Source organism: Lysobacter sp. (assembly GCA_013141175.1).
Taxonomy (GTDB): Bacteria; Pseudomonadota; Gammaproteobacteria; order Xanthomonadales; family Xanthomonadaceae; genus Lysobacter_I.
Window position 1 is genome coordinate 2,090,127 of record JABFRN010000001.1, and the last position, 25,631, is coordinate 2,115,757.

Here is a 25,631-nt window from a genome sequence, read left to right on the forward strand (position 1 = left end):
TCATTGGAGCGCTTTCCCGCGCCGTGCGACTTCACGGCTGGCGGTCGCGCGCCATTCACTGGAAAGATGCGGTCATGGCCATTCTCAGTTTCAATGGACGCGTGGAGATCGCGGTGGAACGTTTGCGCAGCAGATTTCCGGATGCGCAGCTGCTCGAAGCGGTGGGCAGAGCGTCGGCCGGTTTGATCGAGCATCCCTCGGCGATCGACCATCTGCACGTGGTGTTCCGGCGCGGAGACACGATGTTGCTCGTCGAGGAAACCGGTTACGGCGAATTCGGCAACGCCGTCGAACTGGATGTCGAGCCGCCGAAGGCCAGCGCCACCCTCGCGTGGCCGATCGAAATGGATCTGCCGGACGCCGACCGGCTCAAGGAACAGTTCGGCTACAGCGATCCGTACGCGAGCGTTGCGCTGCGCGTGCCGTTGGGCGTGACCTGGGCGAACGCGTCGTTCGTGTTCGGCGGCAACGCACAGTGTCCGGATGTGGTGGTGGACACGGTGACGGGGCGGGTGTTCGAAGGCCGTTGAGCGCGCAATGACGGTCGCGGCATCGCAGCTTGTCTTTCCCTGCGTGCTTCCGTATCCGATCCCTGGAACGAACAAGCGTCGCGAACGTCGCCGTCTTCCCGGTTTTGCGGAAAAGACGGCGATGTCCCGATCGCGTTACAGGATCGACAGCGTCTTTTCCTTGCGCTCGGCCAGCCGCTTTTCGAGGTAGTGGATATTCTGGCCACCGGTCTGGAAACCGACATCGGCCATGATCCGCTGCTGCAGCGCGATGTTGGTCTTGATGCCGTCCACGACCATTTCGCTCAATGCGACTTTCATGCGCGCGATCGCGGTGGCGCGGTCGGGACCGTGCACGATCAGTTTGCCGATCATCGAATCGTAATTCGCCGGCACCCGGTAGCCTTCGTAGATGTGCGAATCCACGCGCACGCCCGGACCGCCGGGTGCGTGGAAATGCTTGATCAGGCCCGGCGAGGGCATGAACGTGTCCGCGTCTTCGGCGTTGATGCGGCATTCGATGGCGTGGCCACTGAGCACGATATCGCTCTGCCGGATCGACAGCTTCTGGCCCGAGGCGATCATCAGCTGTTCTTTCACCAGATCGACGCCGGTGATCAGTTCGGTCACCGGATGCTCCACCTGGATGCGGGTGTTCATCTCGATGAAGTAGAAACGGCCGCCTTCGTAGAGGAACTCGAAGGTGCCGGCGCCGCGATAGCCGATGCGCACGCACGCGTCGGTGCAGACCTTGCCGATCTCGGCGCGCTGTTCCGGCGTGATGCCCGGCGCGGGCGCTTCTTCCACGACCTTCTGGTGGCGGCGTTGCATGGAGCAGTCGCGTTCGCCCAGATGGATCGCGCTGCCCTGGCCGTCGGCCAGTACCTGGATTTCCACGTGGCGCGGATTCTCCAGGAATTTCTCCATGTAGACCTGTTCGTTGCCGAACGCGGCCTTGGCTTCGCTCTGCGTGGTCTGGATCGCGCTGTTCAGTGCGGCCTCGGTATGCACCACGCGCATGCCGCGCCCGCCGCCGCCGCCCGCCGCCTTGATGATGACCGGGTAGCCGATCTCCCGCGCGATACGCACGTTTTCCTTGGCATCGTCGCCCAGCGGGCCACCGCTGCCGGGCACGCAGGGTACGCCTGCGGCCTTCATCGCGCGGATCGCTTCGACCTTGTCGCCCATCATCCGGATGGTTTCGGCGCGCGGGCCGATGAAGATGAAGCCCGATGACTCCACGCGTTCGGCGAAATCGGCGTTTTCGCTGAGGAAACCGTAGCCGGGGTGGATCGCCTGGGCGTCGGTGACTTCGGCCGCAGCGATGATCGCCGGCATGTTGAGGTAGCTGTCCTTCGAGGCGGCCGGGCCGATGCAGACCGACTCGTCGGCCATGGCCACGTGTTTGAGATTGCGGTCGACGGTGGAGTGCACCGCGACCGTCTTGATGCCCAGCGCGTGGCAGGCGCGCAGGATGCGCAGGGCGATCTCGCCGCGATTGGCGATGACGACTTTATCCAGCATGGGTGCGTCCTCAGCCGATCACGAACAGCGGCTGGTCGAATTCCACCGGCTGGCCGCTCTCGCATTGGATCGCGAGCACGGTGCCCGATACCTCGGCCTCGATCGGATTGAACATTTTCATCGCTTCGATGATGCCCAGCGTTTCGCCCTGTTTCACGGCCTGTCCGACTTTCACGAACACCGGTTTGTCCGGCGACGGCGAGGCGTAGAAGGTGCCGACCATCGGCGAACGCACGACGTGGCCATCGGGCAGCTCGGGGCTGCTGCGGCTGCCGCCGGTGGCGGCGTCCACCGGCGATTGCATCGGCATCGCCGCCGGCTGCGCGGGGCGCGGCGCGTGTTCCAGATGCAGCGGCGCCGGCGCGGGTACGCTGACGGCGACGCCGCCTCGCGGCATGCGCGCGAGGCGTACGGATTCTTCGCCTTCCTTGATTTCGATTTCGGCGAGATTCGACTCTTCCAGCAGGTCGATCAGTTTCTTGATTTTGCGCAGGTCCATGTTGTGTGCTCTCGCTCGTTGGCCCGGTGTCTCGGCACCGGTGTCGGTTCAGGTGGATGGGGTTTCGAGGCGGCGGATCGCGGCGGTCAGCGCCAGGCCATAGCCCAGCGGCCCGAAGCCGGCGACGATCCCGACCGCGAGGTCGGTGAAGTAGCTGGTGTGACGGAACGGCTCCCGCGCATGCGGATTCGACAGGTGCACTTCGATGAACGGAATTCCGACCGCCGCCAGGGCATCGCGGATCGCGACCGAGGTGTGGGTGAACGCGGCGGGGTTGATCAGGATGAAGTCGACATCGCCGCGCGCGGCCTGGATGCGGTCGACCAGTGCGTGCTCGGCGTTGGACTGGAAACTCTCGAGCACATGCCCGGCGGCAGCGGCGCGCTCCACAAGCTCCGCGTCGATCGCAGCCAGCGTCGTATGCCCGTAGATCCCGGGTTCGCGGGTGCCGAGCAGATTCAGATTCGGGCCATGCAGGGCGAGCAGTCGCGCCATGGAGTCGATCCGTCGAATGGAGGGCCAGTCTGCGCGAAAGCCGGAGTAGTGTCCAGATCGGCGACGTTCGACCCTTTTCAATCATCTGTTTGAAATATGGATGCGGTGGACGGTGCCCTGGAAACGATGTTATCGGGGCACAAAAAGTTACGGCCCCGGCATTGCTGCCTGGGGCCGTCGCCCTGCACGGGTTGTACGGTGTATCGCTGGACCGGCGCGTTGCCGATGGCGATGTGCGGTCCGGCGCTACAGCGTCCGTGCCACGGGAAGGGGGTGGGAGGCGTTCCGGTCAGCGATCACGGGAAGGCGTGCACAGCGTCGAGATCGTCGTGGCGCAGTGCCGGGTGAGGCTGGCCAGCAGGCCGGGATTGGTTTCATGGCCGGTCGCGGTCAGCATCACCATCTGCTGACCCGGGCGCGGGACCCGCTGGATCACTGCGATACCGCCGTCGGTCTGCACCACCATGTCGACGAAACCGTGCTGGCCGAGGTCGCGGGTCAGGGTTTCGGCCATGTTGGCCAGCGAGCTGGAAACCGCCGCCAGACGCGGTGCGTCCAGCATGGGGGCCGCCGCATGCGCAAGGTGATGACCGTCGAGCGTGGACAGCACGCAGGCCTGTCCGTCGGGGATGCCGGCCAGCATGCCGTGCATCGCGCGGACCACCTCGTTGTAGCGGCTGTACTCGAAGTACTTGCCGAATTGCCGGCTTTGTACGGGAAACGGCACGGTATTGGCGGACATGGGTGACTGACCTGATAGCAGGGCGGACACGATGCCGTGTCCGTGGGCTTCGGCCCATCGCAAACGCGATGGGTTCGATCCAAAGCAGAAGCATTCTTCGTGCCAAGTGCGGAAGACGTGCCGGAGCATTGCCGACGCCCGGTGCCGAATTGGGAATGTGTCGCAAAAACATGGCTCTGGCCGACCTGCAGGCGGCGCGGTCATGGGCCGATCGGTGACGAGGACGCTGGGCGCGACCTGTCGCAGGGGGGCAAGCGAGTGCCGTGCTGTGTCGTTTCTGTCCGCCCGAAACGCCATGCCGCTAAACGCCATGCCCCTAAGTGCCGGGGTTTGCCGGGATTGGCGACAGCTGCCGCCGTTCAGCGGGTCGCGTCGGCGGCGAACCCGTCCAGTTCTCCGGCCATGAAGGGGCCGACCCGCTGTCGCAGCAGGCGACCATCGGCGCCGATCAGCACCGAATAGGGCAGGACGCCCTTGAGATTGCCCAGGCGCACGCTGGCATCGGCCGGGCCCGGCCGCTCGATCAGGATCGGGTACCGGACCGGTACCCGGGTCAGGAAGGCATGGACGGCATCGGGTTCGTCCAGTGCGATCCCGACGACCTGGATGCCCTGCGCGCCCTGTCCTGCGCTGAAGCGCTGCAGTTCCGGCATTTCCTCGATACAAGGCCCGCACCAGCTGGCCCAGACGTTGATCAACAGTGGCCGCCCCGCCCAGGCCTCGGGCACCGCGACCGTGCGACCGGCCAGATCCGGCAGCCGCAGCGGCGGCATCGGCTCGCCACGCTTCGCCACGACGACACCGGCGGGAGGCGGCGGCGCTTCCGCGTCCATTGCATGCTGGAGCACCTGCTGGCCAAGGCGTGTGCGCCACAGCGGCCCGGGGCCGGACACCATCAGGCCGGCGATGGTGCCGAGCGAAGCGGCAAGCACGGCGACGATGAGGATGGTGCGGGTGTTCATGCGACAGGCTTCACTCGGATGCCGCTTGCTCCAGCGCCTCGCGCATGAGCGTAGGCGTCAACACCGTCGGCAGTACGGCGCCTTCGCCGCCGCTGCGCGGATACAGCACGTACAGCGGCACGCCAACGGCTTTGTAGCGGCGCAGATAGGCGGTGATCTGGGGATCGACATCGGTCCAGTCGCCGACCATGTACACCGCGTGCGATGCATCCAGCGCTTCGCGGAAACCATCGCGCGCGAACACCGCTTTCTCGTTGGCCTTGCAGGTGACGCACCAGTCGGCGGTCATGTTCACCAGCACCACGCGATGCGCGGCGCGCAGATCGGCGAGGCGTTGTTCGGAGAATGGTACGGACACGGCATCCGCCGATCGGGCGGCGGCGCGCGCAGCGCCGAGCGGCGGCAGTTTCGAGATCGACCAGACCGGCCACAGCGCCACCAGCATCGCGATGATGGCCGCGAATCGCGCCCAGCGCGCGCCGTGCATCTGCGCATGGGTCCACGCCCAGGCGGCGAACGCCAGCAACACCGCCGACACCGCCCACAGCGCGACCGCATCGGCGCCGCGCTGTTTCGCCAGCACCCACAACAGCCACACCGCTGTGAAGTACAGCGGGAAGGCGAGCAACTGCTTGAAGGTGTCCATCCATGCGCCCGGCTTGGGCAGCAGCCGTGCGAGTGCGGGGATGTAGGCGATCAGCAGGAACGGCGCCGCCAGGCCGAGACCGAGGCCGAAGAACACCAGCAGCGCCGACGCCGTCGATGCGGTGAAGGCCCAGGCGAGCGCCTGGAACATCATCGGCGCGGTGCAGGGCGCGGCGACCACGACCGCGAGCACGCCGGTGAAGAAATCTCCGGAAGCGCCGCTGCGGCTCGCGAGCGTTTGCCCCATGCCGACCCAGCGGCCGGTCAACGTCCACACGCCGGACAGGCTCAGGCCGAACAGGAAGATGACCAGGCCGAGCACGGCGACCACGCCCGGTCGCTGCATCTGGAAGCCCCAGCCCAGCGCTTCGCCGGCGTTGCGCAGCGCCAGCACGATCGCACCCAGCGCGACGAAGCTCACCAGCACGCCGGCCGTGTACCAGTGCGCATGCGCTCGGGCGCGGGCGCGGCTGTCGTTGCTTTCGATCAGGCCGAGCACTTTGATCGACAGCACCGGCAGGACGCAGGGCATCAGATTGAGGATCAGGCCGCCGAGCAACGCGGCGAGGAAGGCGAGCAGCAGGTTCGTCTTCATCCCGAAGACGCGCAGCTCGCGTGCGGCGGGCGCAGCGACGGCGGGAGCGTCCGTTGCTGCGGGCGGCGTATCGCTTTCCGCAGCGACACCGGGAACCGTCGGCGCGAGGGTTGCGGTGTCGCCGGTGTCCGTTGCCGGGGCCGCGATCGCTGCGTTGTCGACAACCGCCGCCTTGGTCACCTCGCCGCGCGGCAGCGCGATCCGCACCGAGCGCGTCATCGGCGGATAGCAGATGCCGTCGTTCTGACAGCCCTGGAAGGTCGCGCGCAGCGTCACCGTCTGCGCATCGGGCTTCGTGCGCGTCAGCGGCAGCGGCACGTCCACCGGATCGAAATAGACGACGACATCGCCGAAGTGCTCGTCGTGATGGGTCGTGCCCTTCGGCCAGCCCGGCTTGCCGGGCGCGATGCCGTCGGCGTCCAGCGCGAAGCGGCTGCGGTCGCGATACAGGTAATAGCCCGGCGCCGGCACGAAGCGCAGCAGCAGGGTGTTGCCGTCGCCGGCGATGGCCTCGAAGACGAAGGCCTGTTCCTCGGGCAGCGGTCCGCTTTTGCCGGCATTGCCGAACACCCCGCCCAGCGGGTTGGCGGGCGGGCCCGACAGGCCGGTCCGTGGTGCCAGCGGGTTGAAACCACTCGTGTCCGCCGTGGCCGCGGCACCCGGCAGCGCGACAGACAGCGTGCGGGTCTGCGGCGGATAGCAGATGCCGAGATCGGCGCAGCCCTGGTATTTGATCTTCAGCGACACCGTGGCGCCTGCACCGGCGATGCCCGGCAGGGTCGCGACCAGTTCCTGGCGATAGGTTTCGGTCTTGCCGAAGAATTCATCGTTGTGCGGTTCGCCGCCCGGCAAGCGCAGCGCGCCGCTGCGGACGGTCGCAACGGTCGGCTTGACCGAGATGCGGTGACGATAGAGGTAGTAACCGTCGGCGATCTTCCAGCGGATCCGCACCGCGTCCGGCCCGGTGGCTTCGGCGCTCACGGCGAAAGCCTGGTCCACCGGCAGCAGATCGGATTCGTCGATCGCAAGCGCGGGCAGCGCGGCGAAGACCAGCAGGGACGCCAGGGAGCGAGCGAGGCGTCGGGCGAATGGGGGCATGGGATCGGTCCGGGGCGCGGGATGTGCAGCGATGGGTCCGCAGGACGTCAGTGTAGGGATACGGACGGCGCTTCGACAGCCTGCGCAGCGATCGGTTCCAGCGCGTCACGGCGGAGGTCCGCCGGACGCGCGCGTTTCATTCGCCCGACAGTGGGTGCCGTTTCGGGCGGGTGCGGCCGAGGCGCTTCGCAGTGAGCTCCTCGACGATCTCCACCAGCGCGATTCGGGTGCGCGGCGATGCTTCGCGGAACGCCTGCACCAACCGCAGTTCGAGCATGTCTTCGACCAGGATCGCATCGGCCGCCGAGACCGAGTCGAACTTCGCGTCATCGGACAGCTGCATCTTGCCGCGACCGGTCGCCAGCCACTCGAAGGTGACCCCGGCTACTATCGCCACGGCACGCAGGTGATCGACGCTGGGATTCTTGCCCTGGGGCGACTCCCAGTGGCTGACGGCGCTGCGTTGCACGCCGATGGCTTCAGCCAATTTCGCCTGCGACATGCCTGCCTGCCGACGCGCCAAACGGATTCTGTCCTGAGAATTCATGTTTTTGTGATTCAGTTCACTGAACGGGGCTGGGATAACGCAATCAAAACACTTCCACGGAAGATATACGATTTGCCACCAAAATTCACCTAGCCACCAATGTTGGCCTAACACTGTCTGCTTTCGGTAGCATGCCACCATTGATAGCATGTGAATCAGTCAGATAGCGCGTTTTCCTGAAGTGCGCTCACCGGGATTGGCCCTTTTTTGCGGACCCCCCATCTTCACACCAGAAATCACATCGGTATTCTCCATCCAGCCGGTAAGGACGCTGGCTGCAATACGGAGGTTGCAAGGGGGGGAACGCACCTGCACGGGTGACGTCAGGATGGTCTTCTCCGGGAGCGCGCACTATATGTGCGCGCTCTTTTTTTGTGCGTCCGAAAAAGAAAAAGCGCCGAAAGGCGCTTTTTTTCATGGGGTTTCCCGGCGATGCCGTCAGCCGACCCGCATCGCGGCCTGCATCATCAGCAGCGCCACGCAGACGATACCGACCAGCCAGCACAGCGAGCGCAGCACATGCTTGTCGGCGAGATAGAACACGCCGTGCAGGATCCGGGCGACGAGGAACACCAGCGCGAGGATGGTGACCCGGAACGGGTCGACGCCCGCAGCCTGCGCCATGAGCACGCCCGCCGCGAACGGCGCGAAGGCCTCGAACGCATTGAGGTGAGCGGCATTGCCGCGCTGCACCCGGGGGTGGGTCTGCTCCGCCACCCAGCCGCGCGGATTGCGGTTGTCGTAACCCTTGGCGGCGGATTTGCCGATCGTGGCCCACAGATAGGGCAGGAACGCGGTCAGGACGATGCACCAGTAGGCGATGGCCATGGGGACTCCCAAACAGTTGGACTACAGAATGCGAACGGCATGGCCGGGCGTGCGATGCGGTGATTGACCACGTATGCCAGCGAGTATAAATAAACGATCTGGGTCACCACAGGGAGGAAGTCATCATGTCCGCAAGCGAAGAAGAAGTCAGGAAGCAGCAGGCAGAAGACAAGAAAAAGCCAACACTGCCCGGCGACGATCGCCCGCCGCCGGAGCCCACCAAGTCGCATTATGAGCCGCCGAAAAGCCCGGAATTGATCACCGGTTCCTTGAACAAGGAAGGCGGAAAAGACGTTAAAGAAGTCAACTTGAATCTGAAATCCCCAGAAGGGGACGGTGTCAGCATTGGCGTGGTACAGAACGATGCCAAGAAGACGACTACGGCCACGGTCGGGATAAAAGAAGCCGATAAAAGTGTCGAAATCTACGCCCGCGAACAACCGGGAGCTGAGGCGGCTGGCGTCAAGATAAGAGTCGGCAGCGGCGACAAGAACATCAAGGCATCGGTTGAACACGACAACGAGACAGACCGCACCAGTGGAAAATTAGAGCGCCAGGACGGTAAGGATAAGCAAGTCGTCATCGTTTCTGGCGGTAAAGGCGGCTCGAACGTGTCGGTCTCGGTGACGGAGGACATGGGCAAGAATGGGACGATTACTGCCAATGGGTCGACGAATCTCAAGGACCGCTTCAATGCCGGCGTCGGCTACAGTGACAACGGCATCAGCAGTTCTTTTTCGACCGAGAAAACGACAAGCGGCTGGACCAACACCTATGGTGGTGGAGTCGAGAAAGGGCGGGTGAAGGTCGAAGCCATTCTCAAGGATGCACCTGACAAGCCGCCCGAGGTATCAGTCAAGGGCACCATCAATGTCGGCCCGACCCCTGGGAAAGCGGAGCCGACGTTCTGGGACAAGCCTTCAGTGAAGCAAACGCCCGGGGAGGGGCAGGGAACATACGGAGAGTTCTCCAGGGCGCGCGACCAGCTTTCGCCGGAAGACCGGAAGCTCTACGAAACCAGCCTCGCAGCGGTGACGAAGGCGATCGAGTCCGGCAAGCCGCCGGAGTTGTCCAAATTCAAAGGGCGAGAGGAAGAGTTCGCCATCAATGTGGCGGTGCAGGCCAAGACGCTGGGTATGTCGCAAGTGGCGGATATCGGCATCCAGTCGGGCCCCAATGGCCAGCCGCTGGTCAGGCTCGGCGAGAAGCCGCTGGACGACCCGTCGCTGAACAACCGCGAGGGCCCCAGCAGCAAGACCATCAGCCTCAATGCCCTCGACAAACCGCCGATGGAGGCCTTGAATGATTTGCGAAACACCGTGCCGGAGAAGGGCCGCGAAACGACGCAGGTGCCGTCATCGCAGCAGACCAACGAGATTCCGAATGTAGTCCCTATCCAGGAGTCGAGTCCGCTCAGGCGGTGATGGCGGGTCGGGCGCGCGCCTGCCGGCGCGCGCCGGGTTTCAAAGCGCGTAACCGAATTGCTGGCTGAACTGCTCGGCGAACTCCGCGTAATCGAAGCGCTGGTTCTGGGTGCCCGGATGCTCGACTTTCAGTGCGCCCATCAGATTGCCGATGCGACCGATGGTCGGCCAGTCGTAGCTCTTCTCGATTCCGAAGATCAATCCGGCGCGGAACGCGTCGCCGCAGCCGGTCGGGTCGGTGACCCGGCGCTCGTGGGCGGGCGGGATGTCGTAGACCTTGCCGCCGGCGAAGATGCGGGCGCCGCGCGGGCCCTGGGTGGCGATATAGGCCTTCACCTTGCCGGCGATGGTGTCTTCGCTCCAGCCGGTGCGCTCCTGCAGCAGATTCGACTCGTAATCGTTCACGGTCACGTAGTCCGCCTGCTCGATGAAGGCGCGCAATTCCTCGCCGTTGAACAGCGGCATGGCCTGGCCCGGGTCGAAAATGAAGGGAATGCCCGACTCGGCGAATTCCTTCGAATTCTGCAGCATGCCCTCGCGGCCGTCGGGGCTGACGATGCCGAAACTCACGCCCGGGACGTCGCGGACATGGTTCTCGTACGACCGCATCATCGCGCCCGGATGGAAGGCGGTGATCTGGTTGTTGTCGTGGTCGGTGGTGATGAAGGCCTGCGGCGTGAACAGTTCCGGGATTTCCTTCACCCGATCCAGCGGGATGGCCATCTCCGCGAACCAGTCGCGGTAGGGGCCGAAATCCTGGCCCACGGTGGCCATCGGGATCGGATCGCCGCCCAGCAGCTTCAGGTTGTAGGCGATGTTGCCGGCACAGCCTCCGAATTCGCGACGCATCCTCGGCACGAGGAACGAGACGTTCAGGATGTGGACCTTGTCCGGCAGGATGTGGTTCTTGAACTGGTCCGGGAACACCATGATGGTGTCGTAGGCCAGGGACCCGCAGATCAGGGCAGCCATCGTGTCGTGTCTTCGCTTTGAAGTGGAAGGAAAGAGCGGCGGGTCCGATATGGAATCAGGCCCGGAAAACCGGCCGCATAGGGTAGCCGTTGGCTCGCGGCGAGACCAGCGTCACGCGCCGGCCCGGACGCAGGTCCATCCCCGTGGATCGGGTGTGAACGCAGCGCTTCGATGACGCGTGAATCCCGCCGTGGAACCTGTTTTTTGTTACGCTAACGGGCTGCCGAAACCGCCCGCGATGCCAAGGACAGCATTCGCGATGCGCAGGCAGTCTGTGCAGACAGTTTTCCCGGCGGTTCCGCCTCTGCGCGAAACCCCGGCACCCTCCGTCACGCTCCCCCACCGGCACGCCTCCCGATGTTCAAAAAGTTTCGCGGCATGTTCTCCAACGACCTGTCCATCGACCTGGGCACGGCCAACACCCTCATCTTCGTCCGCGGCCAGGGCATCGTCCTGAACGAGCCGTCCGTGGTCGCGGTGCGCCACGACCGCGTCGGCGGCGGCAACCGTTCGGTCGCAGCGGTCGGCGCCGAAGCCAAGCAGATGCTCGGCCGCACCCCGGGACACATCACCACGGTGCGTCCGATGAAGGATGGCGTGATCGCCGACTTCACCTACACCGAGGAAATGCTCAAGCACTTCATCCGCAAGGTGCACAAATCGCGCTTCCTCAAGCCCAGCCCGCGCGTGCTGGTGTGCGTGCCCTGCGGCTCGACCAATGTCGAACGCCGCGCGATCAAGGAATCGGCCGAAGAAGCCGGCGCCCGCGAGGTGTACCTGATCGAGGAACCGATGGCCGCCGCGATCGGCGCCGGCCTGCCGGTGACCGAGGCCCGCGGGTCGATGGTCATCGACGTCGGCGGCGGCACCACCGAGATCGCGGTGATCGCGCTCAACGGCATCGTTTACGCGCAGTCGGTGCGCATCGGCGGCGACCGTTTCGACGAGGCGATCATCAACTACGTGCGTCGCGCCCACGGCACCCTGATCGGCGAGGCCACCGCCGAGCGCATCAAGCTGACGATCGGCTGCGCCTATCCGCAGGCCACGGTCATGGAAATGGAAGTCTCCGGCCGCAATCTCGCCGAAGGCGTGCCGCGCATGATCAAGCTCAACTCCAATGAAGTGCTGGATGCGCTGCGCGAGCCGCTGGGCGGGATCACCAGTGCGGTCAAGCTGGCGCTGGAGCAGACCCCGCCGGAACTGTGCGCCGACGTCGCCGAGCGCGGCATCGTGCTCACCGGCGGCGGTGCGCTGCTGCGCGATCTCGACAAGCTCATCAGCGAGGAGACCGGCCTGCACGTGCAGATCGCAGACGATCCACTGACCTGCGTCGCCCGCGGCGGCGGTCGCGCGCTGGAACTGGTCGATATGCACGGCAACGAGTTCTTCTCGCCGGAATGACGCTGCTCTGCTCCCTCCCTTTCGCCGCAGGCGAAGGGGAGGGCCGGGAAGGGGTTTGAATTTGCTTTAACCCCCTCCCGACCTCCCCCTGCGCGATGCGCAAGGGGAGGAGAAGGGCCGGCCCTTCCCCGGACCCGGCGCTCGCCCTCCTGATTCTTTCGCGAACTCCAGACCGAATTCCCTGACGTGTCTCCCTACGCCGGCCCTTCCGCACACCGCTCCGAGGAGATCGCGGGCACGTTGCGGCTGTTGGTCGCGCTGGCGCTGGCGATCGCGCTGATGGTGCTGGACCATCGCGGCGGTTGGTTGACCGCCATCCGTGGGCAGATCGAAATCGTGGTACAGCCGCTGTGGCGGCTGGCGGGCCTGCCGGCGAAGCTCGGCGACACCATGCGCGACGACGCATCCACCCGTGCGCGGCTGGCGAAAGACAACGAAATCCTGCGCAACGCGCTGCTGATCAGCAGCGCGCGGATCGCGCGACTGCAGACCGCCGCCGCCGAGAACGCGCGCCTGCGCGGTTTGTTGGGTGCTGCGGAGCAGGGCGGACTCGATGTGCAGCTCGCACCGATCCTCGATATCGCGCTCGATCCCACGCGCCAGCGCGTGGTGCTCGACATCGGCGCCAATCAGGGCGTGACCCAGGGACAGGCGGCGATCGATGCCGGCGGGCTGATCGGCCAGGTGATCGAAGTGCGCCCGACCACCGCGACCGTGCTGCTGCTGACCGATCCCGACCATGCGGTGCCGGTGTCGGTATCGCGCAACGGCATCCGGCTGGTCGCCTACGGGCGCGGCGATCGGCTCGAACTGGCCAACATACCGACGTCCAGCGACGTGAAGATCGGCGACCGGATCGTCACCTCCGGGCTCGGTGGGCGATTCCCGCCCGGGTTTCCGGTCGGCACGATCACCAAACTCCGTCGTGACGAAAGCCGCGCCTTCCTGATAGGCGATCTGAAGCCGGCCGCGCAACTCGATCGTGGCCGCGACGTGCTGCTGCTGCGGCGCTCGCCCACGTCCGCGGTCCTGCCGGCGGCGGCCAACGCCGCCGACACGGCCAATGCGCGCCCGACCGTACCCGAACCGCCCGCAACGGCGCCCACAACGACGGAGCCGGTGCGATGAGTCGCGTGCGTCGGCCCTGGCTGTTCCCGGCGAGCATCCTCGTCGCGCTGCTGCTCGGCCTGTTGCCGCTGCCGGCGGTGCTGCAACCGCTGCGGCCGTACTGGCTCGCGCTGGTACTGACCTACTGGCTGCTGGAAGACCACGAGCGCGTCGGCCTGGGCCTGGCCTTCGGCATCGGCCTGCTCGCCGATGTCGCATTCGGCAGCCTGCTCGGCGAGCAGGCGCTGCGATTGACGGTGATGACCTTCATCCTTCAGCGGTTCCGGCCGCAGCTGCGGTTCTTCCCGATGGCGCAGCAGGCGCTGGCGATCGCCGGCCTGCTGCTGAACGATCAGATCATCGTCGCGGCCATGCATCTCGTGTTCGGCCAGCCGATCCGCGGCTGGATGCAGTGGTGGACGCCGCTGATCGGCGCGATGCTGTGGCCGCCGCTGTTCGTGCTGCTCGATGGGCTGCGCGTGGGTCGGAAGACATAGGCACGACACGATGCGCCGCCGCTACGTCAAGAATTCCGCGCAGGAAGCCACGCAGTTCCGCGCCCGCGCCGCGATCGGCTTCATCGCGGTGGCGCTTGCGCTCGTCGGCCTGTCGCTGTGGTACTTCAAGCTGCAGGTGTTGGAGCACACCGACTACGCCAAACGCTCCGAAGCCAATCGGGTGAAACAGCGGCCGGAAGTGCCGGCGCGCGGTCTGATCTACGACCGCAAGGGCCGCGTGCTCGCCGACAACGTGCCGGCGTATCGTCTCGACGTGGTGCCGGGCGAAGCCGGCGACATCGATGTGCTGGTCGCGTCGCTGTCGAAGATCATCGCGCTCACGCCCGACGACATCGAGCGTTTCAACGATACCCGCCGCGTCACCCGGAGTTTCCTGCCGGTGACTTTGCGCCTGCGCATCACCGACGAAGAAGCCGCGCGTTTCGCGGTCGACCGCTGGCGCTATCCCGGCGTCGAACTGGTGCCGTATCTCACCCGCCGCTATCCCTACGGCGATCTGTTCGGACATGTGATCGGGTACGTCGGCCGCGTCGACAAGCAGGATCTGGAAAAACTCGGCGAAGGCACCGCCGCATTCAGCCACACGGGCAAGTCGGGCATCGAACGCTATTACGACGCGATCCTGCGCGGCGAGATCGGTTACGAACAGATCGAGACCAATGTCGATGGCCGGATCATCGGCAGCCTCGGGCGGATTCCGGCGAAGCCCGGCGTCGACCTGCGCCTGAGCATCGATGCCGACCTGCAGCGCGCCGCGATCATCGCGTTCGGCGACCTCACCGGTTCCGCGGTGGTGCTCGATCCGCGCAGCGGCGAAGTGCTGGCGATGGTCAGCCTGCCCACCTACGATCCGAACCTGTTCGTCAACGGCATTTCCCACGCCAATTACCGTCTGCTGATGGACGATCCGGCGAAACCGCTGTTCAACCGCAACGTGCTCGGCGGCGTCGCGCCCGGCTCCACGCTCAAGCCGCTGATCACGCTCGCCGGCCTCGACAGCGGCCTGCGCACGCCCGACGACAAAGTGCTGTCGACCGGCGAATTCCGTATCGCCGGGCAGAAGCGCGGCTATCGCGATTCGCACGGTGGCGGCCATGGCTGGACCGACGCGCGCAAGGCGATCGGCGATTCGGTCAACACCTACTACTACCGGCTGTCGCTGGACATGGGCATCCGCAAGTTCGACGAATACCTGTCGCTGTACGGCTTCGGTGCGCCGACCGGCATCGATCTGGCCGGCGAGACCGGCGGCATCCTGCCGTCGCCGGAGTGGAAAGCGAAGAACGCGAAGAAGCAGGGACCGTGGTATCTCGGCGACACCGTGATTTCCAGCATCGGCCAGGGGTTCTGGAAAGCCACGCCGCTGCAGCTCGCGCAGGGCACCGCCGCGCTCGCCAGCGACGGTCTGCTGCGTCGCCCGCACCTGGTCAGCGCGCGCCGCGACGATTTCGACAAACCGTGGGCGATGGTGGAACAGCCGGCGCCGCGTGCGATCAGCCGCAGCGCGGCGAATCTGCAGGTCGTGCGCGACGGCATGATCCGCACGGTGCACGGCCCGGGCGGCACCGCGCGCGTGATCAGCGGTGGGCTGCCGTATCGCATCGCCGGCAAGACCGGTACGGCGCAGGTCGTCAGCCGACGCGGCAATGTCAGCATCAATCCGCGCAACCTGCCGATGCATCTGCGCCATCGCGCGCTGTTCACCGGCTATGCGCCGGCCGACAGCCCGACCATCGCGCTCGCGGTGGTGGTCGAAGGCGGCGGCTACGGCGCCAGCACCGCCGCGCCGATCGCACGCAAGATCTTCGACGCCTGGCTGCTCGGCAAGATGCCCGAGCAGGATCCCACAGCGCTCGCGGCAGCGCTCGCGACCAACCCGTTCGCGAATGTCGTCGCCAGCGCGAGTACCGCATCCACGCCGACGGCCGCAGCGCCTGCCGCTGCGAATGCCACCGTCGAGCCGGTCAGCACCGAGCCCGCGCGATGAAGACTTTCGTCCGCTGGCTGCTGGATATCTTCCTGCGCCTCACGCGCACGCTCGACTGGCCATTGCTGACGGCGCTGCTGGCGCTGATGGGCGTGGGCCTCGCGGTGCTGTACAGCGCCGGCAACGAAAGTCCGCGTCTGGTGATGGCGCAGGGCGCGCGTTACGGCATCGGCCTGGCGGCGATGTGGCTGCTCTCGCGTGTGCCCACGACGCAGTTGCGCAGCGTGACGCCATTGGTGTTCGCCGGTTCGCTGCTGCCGCTGGTCGCGGTGCTGTTCATCGGCCAGGGCAAGCACGGCAATCACTGGATCAATCTCGGTGTGTTCTATTTCCAGCCGGCCGAAGTGCTGAAGCTCAGCCTGCCGATGATGGTCGCGTGGTTCCTGCATCGCGAACGCCTGCCGCCGCGCGTGCTCACGGTGCTCACCGCTGGCGCCATCATTGCCGGGCCGACGCTGCTGATCCTGCTGCAGCCGGATTTCGGCACCGCCATGCTGGTCGCCGCCAGCGGCGCGTTCGCGCTGTTCCTCGCCGGCCTGCCGTGGCGCTGGTTCATCGCTGCAGGCGCCAGCGTCGCCGCCGCCGCGCCGGTTGCATGGTTCTGGATGCTGCGGCCGTACCAGAAAGACCGCATCCGCACCTTCCTCAATCCGGAATCCGATCCGCTCGGTACCGGCTGGAACATCATCCAGTCGAAGATCGCGATCGGCTCCGGCAACTGGACCGGGCAGGGCTGGGGCCAGGGCACGCAGTCGCATCTCGATTATCTGCCCGAGCACACCACCGACTTCATCTTCGCCGTGCTGTCGGAAGAATTCGGCTGGGTCGGCGTCGCCACCGTGCTGGCGCTGTACACCTTCGTCGTCGGCCGCTGTCTGTGGATCGCCAGCGAAGCGCGCGACACCTATTCGCGACTGCTCGCCGGTGCACTGGGCCTCGCGTTCTCGGTGTACGTGATCGTCAACGGCAGCATGATCTCCGGCCTGCTGCCGGTGGTCGGCGTGCCGATGCCGCTGCTCAGTTACGGCGGCACCGCGGCGGTGTCGCTGCTTGCGGGCCTTGGCGTGGTGATGGCGATGAAAGAGCGGCGTTGAACGCGCAGGCTGCCTGCATCACTTCCCGCCTGCAGCCTGTTTGCGTGGACTCGCGAGTTTCACCACCCGGCTGAAATAGAACGCCGGCCACCAGCGCTTCAACCGCCAGCGCATCGGCTCACGTTTGGTCGGGATGATCATGAACTCGCCGCGTTCGGCCGATGCGAACACCTTGTCGGCGACGCCGTCGAGCGTGTCCGGCGAGGTGTCCATCAGTTTGATCACCTTCGCCTTGACCTTCTCGCTGGCGAACGCGGTCTCCAGCAGATTGGTGCGGAAGAACGCAGGACAGATCACGCTGACGCGGACGCCGTGGTAATGCGTTTCGGCGCGCAGTTGTTCCGACAGTGCGACCACGGCGGCTTTCGCGACGCCATACGTCATCATGCCCGGCGCGCCGGCGAGGCCCGCGAAACTCGCGGTGTTGATGATCTGTCCCTTGCGCGCGGCCAGCATGGCCGGCAGGAACAGCCGGCAGCCGCGCACGACACCGACCAGATCGACATCCAGGATCTTCCGCCACTCTTCCATCGTCGTCTCGACCATCGGCCCGACCGATGCGATGCCCGCGTTGTTGATCAACACGTCCACGCCGCCCCATTCGAGCTCGATGCGATCGTGCAGCGCCTGCATCGAGGCGTCGTCGCCGACATCGGCGGCGTGCGCCAGATGACCGCTGCCCGACAGCGCCGCAGCGGCGGCTTCGGCGCGATCGGCGAGCAGATCGACGCAGGCCACGCGCGCGCCGTTGCGTGCGTAGCGGTGCGCGAGGGCGAGACCCAGCCCGCTGCCGGCCCCGGTGATCAATACGCGTCGTCGATTCGTGTCCATCGGTGCCTTTCTGCTGCTGTGCTAGTCTCGGCAGCATAGCAAGCCGCCGCGTGCGCGCTCTCGTATCCACCCCACGATCTGGCCCATCCATGTCGACACCCGACCCTCTCTTCGACCTCACCGGCAGGATCGCGCTGGTCAGCGGCGCATCGCGCGGCATCGGCGAATCCATCGCCCATCTGCTCGCCGCGCATGGCGCGCATGTCGTCTGCACATCGCGCAATGTCGAGGCCTGCGCCGCTGTCGCGGAGGCGATCCGCGCCGCCGGCGGTTCGGCCGAAGCGCACGCCCTGCATGTCGGCGATGCCGATGCGATCGAGGCGCTGTTCGGCGCGCTGGACGCCGCAGGCAAAGCACCCGATATCCTGGTCAACAACGCGGCGGCGAATCCGTATTTCGGCCCGATGATCGACATGGACCTGGGCAGCTACCAGAAAACCGTCGACGTGAATCTGCGCGGCTATTTCTGGGCCACGGTGCAGGCGGCGCGGCGGATGAAGGCCAAGGGCGGCGGCAGCATCGTCAATATCGCGTCGGTCAACGCGAAGCGGCCCGCCGCCGGGCAGGGCGTCTACTCGATGACCAAGGCCGGCATCGTCAACATGACCGAAGGCTTCGCCAAGGAACTCGCCGCGCACGGTGTCCGCATCAACGCGGTACTGCCGGGCTTGACCGATACGAAATTCGCATCGGCCATCACTTCCAATCCGAAACTGATGGGCATGATGTCGCAGCTGATTCCGATGGGCCGCAGCGCGCAGCCGGACGAGATCGCGCCGGCGGTGCTGTTCCTGTGCTCGCCGGCTGCGGGCTATGTCACCGGGACCTGCCTCGTGGTGGATGGTGGTTATCTGGCGTAAGTCGGGGTCGACATCGCACCGCGCTTTGCCGATCGTGTCGATTGCAGCGGACAACGATACGGCCGTGACTTCCGGCCCGTGACGGTTTCGCCCGACGCGGGCGCATAGTGTCGGACTGTCGCTGGTCAGGAGAGCCCCATGCGTTCGCTGCACATCACCGTTCTTGCACTCGCATTCGCCACGCTCGCAGGCTGTGCCCATGTCGGCGTCGTCGACGGCGATGCCATCGCCCGTCGGCTCGCCGCGCCGTCGCGCAGCGTCGACGATCGCGAACGCGATGCGCGCGACCGTCCGGATGCCGTGCTCGAACTCGCCGGATTCGGGCGCGGCGAGACCATCGCCGACATCTTCGGCGGCGGCGGTTACTACAGCGAGATCATTTCCGGCATCGTCGGCCCGCGAGGGCAGGTACTGTTGATCAACAATGCGGCCTACGATGCCTACGCGAAGAAAGGGCTCGAACCCCGTCTCGCCGGCAACCGTCTGCCCAACGTCCGCTATTCGATCGTGCCGAACGAAGCCCTGGGGCTCGGCGAGAACGCGCTCGACGGCGCGCTGGTCGTGATGTCGTATCACGACCTGTACCACGCCGACCCGGAAAACGGCTGGCAGGCGATCGACGCCGGGCAGTTCATCGATCAGATCGTCGCTGCGCTGAAACCGGGCGGGCGGCTGCTGATCGTCGATCACGTCGCGCGCGAAGGCTCCGGCAACGCCGATGCGCAGGCGTTGCACCGGATCGAAGCGACGTTCGCCGTACGCGATTTCAAGGCGCATGGGCTGGAGTTCGCCGGCAGCATCGAAACCCTGCGCAATCGTGACGACGACCACAGCAAGAACGTGTTCGACCCTGCGATCAGGGGCAAGACCGACCGTTTCGTGCATCTCTACCGCAAGCCATGACGCTCTTGCCGGCGACAGCGACGCTGTGTACCGTGGACGCGTGACGCCAATTTCGGCGGCACGCTCTCCATGTTGCGGAGACGTCATGAAAACGCTGTCGATGTTCTGCGTGCTGCTGTCGGCGGGTCTGTCTCCGTTGGCTGCGCAGGCGGTGTCCGGCTCCGACGTCGATCCTCTCTTCGATACGATCTCCGCGCTCGACACCGAAGTCTTCGCCGCTTTCAACGCCTGCAGCGATCCGGCGCAACTCGACAAGCATTCGGGTTTCTTCGCGCCCGATATCGAGTTCTATCACGACACCGGCGGCGTGACCTGGAACCGCGATGCGATGCTCGCGAATACCAGGCAGTACGTCTGCGGCCATTTCCGTCGAGAATTGATTCCCGGTTCGCTGGAAGTATTTCCGGTCAAGGATTTCGGCGCCATCGCCCGCGGTTCGCACCGCTTCTGCCGGTTCGACAGCGGCGAATGCGAAGGCATGGCCGATTTCACCATCGTCTGGCGCCAGCAGGACGGGAAGTGGACGATCACCCGCGTGCTCAGCTACGCCCATCGCGCCGCATCCTAGCCTGCAGCCATGCATCTGTCTTCGCTGCATCTCTATCCGTTGAAGTCGGCCGCAGGCCTTGCGGTCGAAACCATCGATATCCTTCCGCGCGGTCCGCGTCACGATCGCCGCTGGCTGGTGGTGGATGCCGACAATCGTTTCGTCACTGCGCGACAGGTTTCGCAGATGGTGCTGATCCGCGCGCAAGTGCAGGAAAACGGCCTGCGTCTGTCCGCGCCCGGCATGCCCGATCTCGATGTCGCCTCTCCGCTGCCGGATGCCTCGCGCCTCCGCGTCACGATCTGGAAGGACACGGTGGATGCACCGGTCGTCGATCCTGCAGCGGATGCCTGGTTGAGTGGGTTTCTGCAGCAGCCGGTCCGGCTGGTGCACATGGACGACGACGCGCGGCGCGCGGTCGATCCCGCCTACGCGCGGCCCGGCGACGAAGTGAGTTTCGCCGATGGTTATCCCTTGCTGGTCATCGCGCAGACGGCGCTCGATGGCTTGAACGCGCGTCTCGCCGAAGCTGGCCGTGCGCCGGTCGCGATGGCGCAGTTCCGGCCGAACCTCGTCGTCGCCGGTGCCGCCGCGCATGCCGAGGATCATTGGAAACGCGTGCGCATCGGCGGGCTCGAATTCGAAGCGGTCAAACCGTGCGCACGCTGCGTGTTCACCACCGTCGATCCTGTCAGCGGTGCGCGTCGCCACGACGGCGAGCCGTTGAACATCCTGAAGGATTATCGACGCACACCGGGCGGGATCACCTTCGGCATGAATCTGATTCCGCGTGGCAGCGGCGTATTGCTTGTCGGCGATGCGATGGCTGTGTTGGCTTGATGTGAATGACGGAACAGCCTCCGCCGGTTCCGCGCGACGGAGCCGGGGATGCAAAAGTAGGCTGGGCTGAAAAGCCCAGCATGGCTCTCGATAAAGACCGCGGTGCCGGGTTTTTCAGCCCAGCCTACGCATGTTGCGTGTCGACGACGGGACGACCGTGTTGGCGTGAGCGTCGATATCGGGCATCAGTGTGCTGCGCGGTGCGTTGCGAACCAGCGTTTCGCTGCCACCATATCGGGATCGATGCCGATCGCCGCATCCTCCAGCCGCGTGCGCACCGCGATGTCCGGCAGTACGCCGCGATCCGGCTGAGGCGTTCTGGCGAAACCGGAGATCAGCGGGATATCGATGCTTACGCCGGACGTGGGCAACACCATCCACGCGAGCTGGCCGCCGTTGAGCCCGCGCAGGTTGCCGCCGGTTTCGCGGCCGATCAGCGTGGCCGCGCCGCTGGCCTTGAAGTCGCGGGCGATGAGGTAACCGGCGGAACTCATCTGTGGCCCGGTGAGCAGCACGACCTTGCCGCGATACGGCTTCGCCACCGGGGCGACGACGCGGTCCACATCCTGTTCGCGCAGCAGCCAGTTGCGGCCTTCGCCCCGCGAGACGCGACCGGTGCGGTCGAAGAACGAGAAATCCCAGGTGTCCAGGAAGCGCGCAAGATCGTACGGCACCCGTTCGTATGCGCTTTCGCTGCGGTTCGCGGGAACCGTGTGCGGTGCCGAAAGAACATGCGCCAGGAGCGTACGGCCGATCGCATCGTCGCCGCCTTCGTTGCGGCGCAGATCCAGGATGAGATTCGGAATCTTTTTCTCGTCCAGGGTCGCGAAACTTCGATCGAGAAAATCGTTCCAGTCGAAGTTTCCGTTCCAGAACGCGAAGGTCGGCAGGGTGAGCGTGGCGGTGTCGTCGACGATATCGAAGCGCCAGTCCGCGCTGTCCTGCGCCGCGCCCGCAGCGGTGAGCAGGCGTTCGCGTTCGTCGGCGGTCATCGCCGGCACCGTGATCCGAAGGACCTTGCCGCCACGCGGTCGCACGGTCAGCACATAGCCTTCCGCTCCCGGTGGATGCAGCAACGGCAGCAACAGGTCCATGGCGCCGCCGTTCTCGTTGCTGTCGAGCTGACTCAGGCGTTTGCCGTCGTTGTCGCCATCGGCGCGCAGGTAGGGCATGAACCCGGCCATGAGTGCGGTCGGGGTCCGTCCGTCGATGTTCAAGAGCTCGGCGTTCGCGGGCACCCGAGGGTCCGCGCTGGCGGTCACGAGCAGGCGTTGCTCGAGCACGCGCACGCGCAGCGGCAGCGTCGGCAGCGCCGCGAGCGCCCGCCGCACTGCCGGGCCCTGGTTGAGCGGATTGGTCCAAGTGTGGCCGCAGCGTACCGACGCCGCGACCCGGCTGACGATCAGGAACATCTCCAGTGTGTCGCTGCCGTCGGCGACCTGGGCTTCGGCGCGGGCGAATTCGGCCTCGATCTGCTCCGGGCTCCGGTAGCGATACAGGCCCGCGTGCAGATCCGTCAGGCCCCGCTTGAGGATCCGCAGTTCGCGCTGGGCTTCCTTCGCGGTGAGCGACTGCGGGACATCGGCGGCGCTGGCGTTGGCCGATGGGACGAGCGCGAGGCAAATGACGAGGACGAATCGGGCGATGCCGGACATGGCGGCCTGGGGGCGTTGAACAGAGCCGCTACCGTGCCGTCATGCTGTGCTGCTGTCGTTCCAGTCCACGAAAAAGCCGCGCTTTTATCCTTCGGTACGTGCCGCGCCGGCCGATTCGCGGAATCGGGACGGCGTTTTTCCGGTTTGCGCCTTGAAGCTGCGGTTGAAGCTGGTCTTTGAACTGAAGCCTGCGGTGAAGGCGATGTCGAGCAGATCGCCATCGGCGGCATCCGATGCCAGACGACGACAGACCTCGTCCACACGCAGCCGGTTGATCGCTTCGTTGAAGCTGACACCAAGACCTTCGTTGAGTGCGCGCGAGAGGTAGGCGGTGTTGGTGCCGAGATGCCGGGCAAGGCGTTCGAGGCTCAACGCCGGGTCGCGCCACCAGCCGGCGGCTTCGGTGCGCGCCAGCCATTCTGCACCCTGCACGGTCCAGTCGCGGCTCGACGGCTCGATGCGCGGTGCCGCGAAGCGTGGCGCTTCCGCCGGCTCCGTTTCGGCGGATGGCTGCGGATATGCGGTGCCGGCATGGCGCCAGCCTTCCAGGCCCAGATAGAACACCAGCAGCGTGAAGCAGACGTACAGCGGGAAGCGCTGGTAGTAGTTGAAGCCGGTGGCGTAACTGAATGCTTCGTACAGCGCCCAGATCGGCCATGCCAGCGCGAACGTGACCAGGACATTGCGCAGCCACACGATGCGGAATTCCTCGCGGTTGCTCAGATGCGCGTCGAGCCAGCGCTGGTACGTACGGTAGGCACGCAACGCCAACCACAGATAGATCGCGAACGAGAGCAGGTCGAGGAACGTTTCCGACGGATCGATCCAGTCGCGATGGATGCTGTCGTTCCAGGCATCCTTGATGTCCTGCGGCTGCATGAACATGACGGCGCGATACGCGAACTGCAGCGCCCCGGGCAGCAGATGCCGGTACCAGCCCGTCGGCAGCCCGCCGGAGGTCAGCCGACGCACATGCAGATACAGCAACGGACCGATCGCCAACCCCAGTTCGAACGGCGCGAACGACAGCCACGGATAGGCGTCGTAATAGCCGGCGAAACCGAGCACGTACGGCATCAGCTTCAGCACGAACACCAGCAACAGCAGGGCCAGCAACCGATTGGCCGCAGCGTTGCTGCGGGTGGACGCGAGCAGCAGCGCGACCGCAAGGCCGAAGGTCGCGCCGATGGCGAGGGTGGTGCTCCAGGGGCCGAAGGCGGTCATCGCTGTCGGCACCAGCCGCCGCCCCATTCCGCACAGGCTTTCCGCTCGAATGCTTGTTGCTGGGCACGCACTTTTTTCGATTTGCGCAACGCGCGTTCCCACGCGCGACCGGCAGGCGGCGTGATCGCGCCATCGGCCAAGCGGATGCGTATCGACACGACCAGCCCATGGTCGTCGCCGAAATCGAAGCTCGGTTCCGCGACGCGAAGAATCAAGGTTTCTTCGTCCTCGGAAAAGAAGTGTTCGCGTCCCCAGCGGATGGAGCTGACGCTGGCCGGCAGCGTTTCGATATAGGTTCTGGGAAGGAAGTCGGTCAGCGCGTACTTGCGGATCAGCCGCCCACCGGTGCCGTAGATGGCGACCGCATCGGTTCCATGTCCCATGCTGTGCCAATTGTCGAATGTAACGAGGTATTTTCCGTTGTTCGCGGCCATGGCGTGTACCGGTGCGACATCATTGACCAGAGACTGCTGCCAGAGCGTCGTCCATCGACCGCCGTCCGTCCGCCGCGATACGCGCGCGAACGGCGCCATGATATTGCTGCCGGGGCGCTGCCCGGCAGGCGATTTTCCATCGACCTTGTCTTGAAAATATTCCAGATTCCCAGCCAGTGCGCGGGGCACGATGACGATTTGGACATTTCCATCCGCGGAGTAGTAGCGCTGGGTGCGCGGCGGTGGCCAGGAATCAGCCAGGACAAGCGTCGCGAACAGCATGACGAACACGCCCGCCATGAGCGCGAAGCGCGCGCTCATTCCGAATCCACGCCCGCAAGATCCAACACCCACTTCGGCACGATGGGTTCTCCGTCGTAGAATGTTTTCGGCTGTTTCTCCGCCATCGCCCAGCGGTGCAACCAGCTGGGGCCGTAGCGCCCGTGATAGCCGTCTTCGCGGGCATAGGCGGGATCGCGCATCGCATCTTCCAGGGTCACGAAACGGTAGCCGCGGCGCTTGATGCCGGCGATCAGTTCCGCATACGCCTCGGCGTTGAGTTCGTTGGCGTGCAGCAGCAGCGTCTGCGGCAGCGCATACCCCAGCAGCGCCTGCGATTGCTGTTCGTAATAGTCGATCTTGTTGAGCATGTAAGGTACGTAGCCCAGGCGCAGGCGTTCGAGCAGCGCTGCGCGCTCGGGCGTGTCCGCCTGCCCGTCGAGTACGCGCGCGTAGGCGAAGGCCCAGACCCACTCGCCGTTGTCGACCGTCACCGGCGCGATGCGATAACCGTGCTGCGAAAGAAAATCCGCGATGGTCGCCTTGTCCTCGGCGGTGCGGCCTGCACGCAGATACGGATGCCGGAACCACTGCGGCGTTTGCCCACGCTTCGCCAGCATCGGCCGCAGCACGCGTTCGCCGCGCAGGATCGCGTCCTCGAACGCGGGGATCCCGACGGCGTGCAGATCGACGTGGCCGTAGGTGTGGTTGCCCAGCAGATACCCGGCGTCGAGCCAGGCGTCGAGCATCGCCACGCGTTCCGGCTGCACCGCGCCGTCGCGTTCGAGTTTGTCCTCGTTGACGAAACCGGTCACCGGCACGCCGCCGATGCGCAGTTGCTCCAGCAGTGCGGCGTGACGCATGCGCAGCGCGTCGGGCGACGTGGTCGCCATGCGCTGCCACGGCAGATCGTCGATGGTGACGGCGATGCGGCGGTCGGGTTCGGCGGCCTGCACGAGCGCTGCGAACAGATACAAGCTGGCGATGAGCAGTCGGCGCATGGCGGCTCCGGAGATGGGGCAGGCCGAGGTTACACGACCAGATGCATCAGAAGCGTGCTCACAGCCTGTTCAAAATCCCCGTAAGCCATCTGTCATCCCGAACGCAC

At 65.6% G+C, this 25,631-nt stretch carries 25 protein-coding genes; 11 read left to right on the forward strand and 14 right to left on the reverse strand.

Annotated elements, in window-relative coordinates; all coding sequences use genetic code 11:
- Positions 1-74 precede the first annotated feature (74 nt).
- Positions 75-530 (forward strand): hypothetical protein, encoded by a 456-nt coding sequence (locus HOP03_09180; protein NOT88345.1) that lies wholly within the window; start codon positions 75-77, stop codon positions 528-530.
- A gap of 135 nt (positions 531-665) precedes the next feature.
- Here HOP03_09180 and accC read toward each other — a convergent pair whose 3' ends face one another.
- The 8 genes from accC to HOP03_09220 form a co-directional block, all read right to left on the reverse strand.
- Positions 666-2,033, reverse strand: a complete 1,368-nt coding sequence (accC, locus tag HOP03_09185) for an acetyl-CoA carboxylase biotin carboxylase subunit (protein NOT88346.1) — start codon at positions 2,031-2,033, stop codon at positions 666-668.
- 10 nt (positions 2,034-2,043) lie between these two features.
- Entirely contained in the window at positions 2,044-2,532 is a 489-nt protein-coding gene (locus HOP03_09190) for an acetyl-CoA carboxylase biotin carboxyl carrier protein (GenBank protein NOT88347.1), read from the reverse strand.
- A 48-nt stretch (positions 2,533-2,580) separates the two neighbouring features.
- Positions 2,581-3,027, reverse strand: coding sequence for a type II 3-dehydroquinate dehydratase (gene aroQ / locus HOP03_09195; GenBank protein ID NOT88348.1), 447 nt, complete (start codon positions 3,025-3,027; stop codon positions 2,581-2,583).
- 289 nt (positions 3,028-3,316) lie between these two features.
- Complete coding sequence (locus tag HOP03_09200) at positions 3,317-3,769, reverse strand: roadblock/LC7 domain-containing protein (protein ID NOT88349.1); 453 nt, start codon at positions 3,767-3,769, stop codon at positions 3,317-3,319.
- Positions 3,770-4,128: 359 nt separating this feature from the next.
- Positions 4,129-4,731, reverse strand: coding sequence for a TlpA family protein disulfide reductase (locus tag HOP03_09205; protein NOT88350.1), 603 nt, complete (start codon positions 4,729-4,731; stop codon positions 4,129-4,131).
- A 10-nt stretch (positions 4,732-4,741) separates the two neighbouring features.
- Entirely contained in the window at positions 4,742-7,069 is a 2,328-nt protein-coding gene (locus HOP03_09210) for a cytochrome C biogenesis protein (protein ID NOT88351.1), read from the reverse strand.
- Positions 7,070-7,205: 136 nt separating this feature from the next.
- Positions 7,206-7,616: a helix-turn-helix transcriptional regulator gene (locus HOP03_09215; GenBank protein ID NOT88352.1), complete on the reverse strand. Its 411-nt coding sequence runs from the start codon at positions 7,614-7,616 to the stop codon at positions 7,206-7,208.
- Positions 7,617-8,054: 438 nt separating this feature from the next.
- Positions 8,055-8,444 (reverse strand): hypothetical protein, encoded by a 390-nt coding sequence (locus tag HOP03_09220; GenBank protein NOT88353.1) that lies wholly within the window; start codon positions 8,442-8,444, stop codon positions 8,055-8,057.
- A 125-nt stretch (positions 8,445-8,569) separates the two neighbouring features.
- On the opposite strand from HOP03_09220, the gene HOP03_09225 reads away from it, so the two are divergent.
- On the forward strand, positions 8,570-9,868 hold the full coding sequence (locus tag HOP03_09225) for a hypothetical protein (GenBank protein NOT88354.1): 1,299 nt from the start codon (positions 8,570-8,572) through the stop codon (positions 9,866-9,868).
- A gap of 39 nt (positions 9,869-9,907) precedes the next feature.
- On the opposite strand, the gene HOP03_09230 is transcribed toward HOP03_09225, so the two are convergent.
- Positions 9,908-10,840, reverse strand: a complete 933-nt coding sequence (locus HOP03_09230) for a carbohydrate kinase family protein (GenBank protein NOT88355.1) — start codon at positions 10,838-10,840, stop codon at positions 9,908-9,910.
- 357 nt (positions 10,841-11,197) lie between these two features.
- Between HOP03_09230 and HOP03_09235 the strand changes: the two genes are divergently transcribed.
- The 5 genes from HOP03_09235 (at position 11,198) to rodA (ending at position 16,950) form a co-directional block, all read left to right on the forward strand.
- Positions 11,198-12,244, forward strand: coding sequence for a rod shape-determining protein (locus HOP03_09235; protein ID NOT88356.1), 1,047 nt, complete (start codon positions 11,198-11,200; stop codon positions 12,242-12,244).
- 186 nt (positions 12,245-12,430) lie between these two features.
- Positions 12,431-13,372, forward strand: a complete 942-nt coding sequence (gene mreC / locus HOP03_09240) for a rod shape-determining protein MreC (GenBank protein ID NOT88357.1) — start codon at positions 12,431-12,433, stop codon at positions 13,370-13,372.
- Positions 13,369-13,848 carry a rod shape-determining protein MreD gene (gene mreD, locus HOP03_09245; GenBank protein ID NOT88358.1) on the forward strand — a complete coding sequence of 160 codons (480 nt, stop codon included), beginning with the start codon at positions 13,369-13,371 and terminating at the stop codon, positions 13,846-13,848. The genes mreC and mreD overlap by 4 nt, the downstream gene beginning before the upstream one ends.
- A gap of 10 nt (positions 13,849-13,858) precedes the next feature.
- Positions 13,859-15,856 carry a penicillin-binding protein 2 gene (mrdA, locus tag HOP03_09250; GenBank protein NOT88359.1) on the forward strand — a complete coding sequence of 666 codons (1,998 nt, stop codon included), beginning with the start codon at positions 13,859-13,861 and terminating at the stop codon, positions 15,854-15,856.
- On the forward strand, positions 15,853-16,950 hold the full coding sequence (gene rodA / locus HOP03_09255; protein NOT88360.1) for a rod shape-determining protein RodA: 1,098 nt from the start codon (positions 15,853-15,855) through the stop codon (positions 16,948-16,950). Before mrdA ends, rodA begins: the two co-directional genes overlap by 4 nt.
- A gap of 18 nt (positions 16,951-16,968) precedes the next feature.
- Here the strand turns inward: rodA and HOP03_09260 are convergent, their stop codons facing one another.
- Positions 16,969-17,781 carry an SDR family NAD(P)-dependent oxidoreductase gene (locus tag HOP03_09260; GenBank protein ID NOT88361.1) on the reverse strand — a complete coding sequence of 271 codons (813 nt, stop codon included), beginning with the start codon at positions 17,779-17,781 and terminating at the stop codon, positions 16,969-16,971.
- An 89-nt stretch (positions 17,782-17,870) separates the two neighbouring features.
- Between HOP03_09260 and HOP03_09265 the strand changes: the two genes are divergently transcribed.
- The 4 genes from HOP03_09265 to HOP03_09280 all read left to right on the forward strand — a co-directional run bounded on the left by HOP03_09265 (position 17,871) and on the right by HOP03_09280 (position 20,931).
- On the forward strand, positions 17,871-18,641 hold the full coding sequence (locus tag HOP03_09265; protein ID NOT88362.1) for a glucose 1-dehydrogenase: 771 nt from the start codon (positions 17,871-17,873) through the stop codon (positions 18,639-18,641).
- 138 nt (positions 18,642-18,779) lie between these two features.
- Complete coding sequence (locus HOP03_09270; GenBank protein ID NOT88363.1) at positions 18,780-19,544, forward strand: class I SAM-dependent methyltransferase; 765 nt, start codon at positions 18,780-18,782, stop codon at positions 19,542-19,544.
- 85 nt (positions 19,545-19,629) lie between these two features.
- A complete protein-coding gene (locus tag HOP03_09275; GenBank protein ID NOT88364.1) occupies positions 19,630-20,112 on the forward strand; it encodes a nuclear transport factor 2 family protein in 483 nt (160 codons plus the stop codon).
- A gap of 9 nt (positions 20,113-20,121) precedes the next feature.
- The gene (locus tag HOP03_09280) at positions 20,122-20,931 is read left to right on the forward strand and encodes an MOSC domain-containing protein (protein NOT88365.1); all 810 of its coding nucleotides are present in this window, start codon (positions 20,122-20,124) and stop codon (positions 20,929-20,931) included.
- A gap of 185 nt (positions 20,932-21,116) precedes the next feature.
- Here the strand turns inward: HOP03_09280 and HOP03_09285 are convergent, their stop codons facing one another.
- The 4 genes from HOP03_09285 to HOP03_09300 all read right to left on the reverse strand — a co-directional run bounded on the left by HOP03_09285 (position 21,117) and on the right by HOP03_09300 (position 25,524).
- Positions 21,117-22,586, reverse strand: a complete 1,470-nt coding sequence (locus HOP03_09285; GenBank protein NOT88366.1) for a hypothetical protein — start codon at positions 22,584-22,586, stop codon at positions 21,117-21,119.
- Between the two features lie 84 nt (positions 22,587-22,670).
- The gene (locus tag HOP03_09290) at positions 22,671-23,810 is read right to left on the reverse strand and encodes a helix-turn-helix transcriptional regulator (protein ID NOT88367.1); all 1,140 of its coding nucleotides are present in this window, start codon (positions 23,808-23,810) and stop codon (positions 22,671-22,673) included.
- The gene (locus HOP03_09295) at positions 23,807-24,565 is read right to left on the reverse strand and encodes a hypothetical protein (GenBank protein ID NOT88368.1); all 759 of its coding nucleotides are present in this window, start codon (positions 24,563-24,565) and stop codon (positions 23,807-23,809) included. Before HOP03_09295 ends, HOP03_09290 begins: the two co-directional genes overlap by 4 nt.
- A complete protein-coding gene (locus HOP03_09300; GenBank protein ID NOT88369.1) occupies positions 24,562-25,524 on the reverse strand; it encodes a polysaccharide deacetylase family protein in 963 nt (320 codons plus the stop codon). The genes HOP03_09295 and HOP03_09300 overlap by 4 nt, the downstream gene beginning before the upstream one ends.
- Positions 25,525-25,631: the final 107 nt, after the last annotated feature.

Bases quoted from the DNA above. Each gene is read 5' to 3' on its own strand.
- HOP03_09280 (NOT88365.1), top strand. From the start codon at position 20,122: ATGCATCTGTCTTCGCTGCATCTCTATCCGTTGAAGTCGGCCGCAGGC.
- rodA (NOT88360.1), top strand. From the start codon at position 15,853: ATGAAGACTTTCGTCCGCTGGCTGCTGGATATCTTCCTGCGCCTCACG.
- HOP03_09265 (NOT88362.1), top strand. From the start codon at position 17,871: ATGTCGACACCCGACCCTCTCTTCGACCTCACCGGCAGGATCGCGCTG.
- HOP03_09210 (NOT88351.1), bottom strand. From the start codon at position 7,069: ATGCCCCCATTCGCCCGACGCCTCGCTCGCTCCCTGGCGTCCCTGCTG.
- HOP03_09220 (NOT88353.1), bottom strand. From the start codon at position 8,444: ATGGCCATCGCCTACTGGTGCATCGTCCTGACCGCGTTCCTGCCCTAT.
- HOP03_09300 (NOT88369.1), bottom strand. From the start codon at position 25,524: ATGCGCCGACTGCTCATCGCCAGCTTGTATCTGTTCGCAGCGCTCGTG.
- HOP03_09190 (NOT88347.1), bottom strand. From the start codon at position 2,532: ATGGACCTGCGCAAAATCAAGAAACTGATCGACCTGCTGGAAGAGTCG.
- accC (NOT88346.1), bottom strand. From the start codon at position 2,033: ATGCTGGATAAAGTCGTCATCGCCAATCGCGGCGAGATCGCCCTGCGC.
- mreD (NOT88358.1), top strand. From the start codon at position 13,369: ATGAGTCGCGTGCGTCGGCCCTGGCTGTTCCCGGCGAGCATCCTCGTC.
- HOP03_09205 (NOT88350.1), bottom strand. From the start codon at position 4,731: ATGAACACCCGCACCATCCTCATCGTCGCCGTGCTTGCCGCTTCGCTC.
- HOP03_09275 (NOT88364.1), top strand. From the start codon at position 19,630: ATGAAAACGCTGTCGATGTTCTGCGTGCTGCTGTCGGCGGGTCTGTCT.
- HOP03_09215 (NOT88352.1), bottom strand. From the start codon at position 7,616: ATGAATTCTCAGGACAGAATCCGTTTGGCGCGTCGGCAGGCAGGCATG.
- HOP03_09180 (NOT88345.1), top strand. From the start codon at position 75: ATGGCCATTCTCAGTTTCAATGGACGCGTGGAGATCGCGGTGGAACGT.
- HOP03_09200 (NOT88349.1), bottom strand. From the start codon at position 3,769: ATGTCCGCCAATACCGTGCCGTTTCCCGTACAAAGCCGGCAATTCGGC.
- HOP03_09225 (NOT88354.1), top strand. From the start codon at position 8,570: ATGTCCGCAAGCGAAGAAGAAGTCAGGAAGCAGCAGGCAGAAGACAAG.
- HOP03_09295 (NOT88368.1), bottom strand. From the start codon at position 24,565: ATGAGCGCGCGCTTCGCGCTCATGGCGGGCGTGTTCGTCATGCTGTTC.
- HOP03_09260 (NOT88361.1), bottom strand. From the start codon at position 17,781: ATGGACACGAATCGACGACGCGTATTGATCACCGGGGCCGGCAGCGGG.
- HOP03_09270 (NOT88363.1), top strand. From the start codon at position 18,780: ATGCGTTCGCTGCACATCACCGTTCTTGCACTCGCATTCGCCACGCTC.
- mrdA (NOT88359.1), top strand. From the start codon at position 13,859: ATGCGCCGCCGCTACGTCAAGAATTCCGCGCAGGAAGCCACGCAGTTC.
- HOP03_09285 (NOT88366.1), bottom strand. From the start codon at position 22,586: ATGTCCGGCATCGCCCGATTCGTCCTCGTCATTTGCCTCGCGCTCGTC.
- HOP03_09290 (NOT88367.1), bottom strand. From the start codon at position 23,810: ATGACCGCCTTCGGCCCCTGGAGCACCACCCTCGCCATCGGCGCGACC.
- HOP03_09230 (NOT88355.1), bottom strand. From the start codon at position 10,840: ATGGCTGCCCTGATCTGCGGGTCCCTGGCCTACGACACCATCATGGTG.
- aroQ (NOT88348.1), bottom strand. From the start codon at position 3,027: ATGGCGCGACTGCTCGCCCTGCATGGCCCGAATCTGAATCTGCTCGGC.
- HOP03_09235 (NOT88356.1), top strand. From the start codon at position 11,198: ATGTTCAAAAAGTTTCGCGGCATGTTCTCCAACGACCTGTCCATCGAC.